This is a genomic window from Thaumasiovibrio clandestinus, assembly GCF_047250365.1.
GTDB lineage: Bacteria > Pseudomonadota > Gammaproteobacteria > Enterobacterales > Vibrionaceae > Thaumasiovibrio.
On sequence record NZ_JBLBVL010000054.1, the window covers coordinates 1 to 1094 of the forward strand.

General features: G+C 49.6%; 2 protein-coding genes. Both read right to left on the reverse strand.

What is annotated here, in order from left to right; all coding sequences use genetic code 11:
* On the reverse strand, positions 1–668 hold a 668-nt coding region (locus ACKLNH_RS20620), incomplete at its 3' end, for a hypothetical protein (protein ID WP_413114138.1).
* The coding region (locus ACKLNH_RS20625) for a chemotaxis protein (RefSeq protein ID WP_413114139.1) at positions 665–1094 on the reverse strand (430 nt) is incomplete at its 5' end. The genes ACKLNH_RS20620 and ACKLNH_RS20625, both read right to left, overlap by 4 nt.

Here is a 1094-nt window from a genome sequence, read left to right on the forward strand (position 1 = left end):
TTGTCTGTGCCTGATAAGGCCAGCTCACCAAAGGTGTTTAGAGTTTCCGCTTCGCCGGGTAATAACGGGTAGTGACCACCGATTAAGATGGGGCCACTATTGCTGGCGGCTGCTTTTACCTTTATGTGGGCACGGCTACTATTGGCGGCGAATACCGCTTCACCATCGCTAATGGTTAAGGTATGACAAGCCATCGTTGCCCCACCAACGGGTTTGGTTAATACCGGATTGGTGGCATAAACCCGCACCGCTTGTCCGGTTTCTAACTTCACGTTAGGTAAGGTTTCGACGTTAACCGCCGGAATACTGTGTATTTGTACAGGTGGTAGCGTTTTGACCTCCATTTCAGGCATAGAATCAACGCTGACGGGCGGTATTGTTGCAACATCTACCGCTGGCATATGACTCACCACCACCGCTTGCCCGTCATTGGGCGGTATATATTCACCAAATCCGCTGCTGATTTCGACCAATCCAGCATGGTCTGCAAGGTTTTCCACTGTCACAAGACCAGATAAAGCAGCGTCTTTGATTTGCCCACGCTCAGATAAGACATATTCCCCGCGTTGGGTTCGAATACGTAACTCGTCTGGCGCTGTATGTATATACAGGTATTCACCAACGGCGTGAAATTGTACCTGCTGGCGTGGGGCTAACGTTTGTTTCATATGCGTTTCACTCCTAATACCACCACAGCCGCCAGAACGGCAAAGATGACGTATTTCATCTGCTCGGCCATCGCACTTTGACCACCATCAACGTGCATGGTGGCTAATTCTTTCAATGCGTTGATATTATCGGCGTTCTGCTTGGCCTGACTGCCTTGCAGCCCGGCAAGGTGCGCTAAGTTTTCACTGTTAGCTAATACCATGTTATCGGCGAGCTCATGGGTAGTGAACATCGCCTTGGTGGCAATGTCATTCGTGCCGCCGATGTACATTTCCATTGAATCGGTGGCAAACTCCAACGCGCTATTAATTGCGCCGTGGTCGCTGGCAACAAGGGTTAATTCACCGCTGTTATTCAACCCTGAAATATTGGTACCGAGGTTGTCACCTTGAATACTTAACTGACCACTGGTATTGATCGTGCTA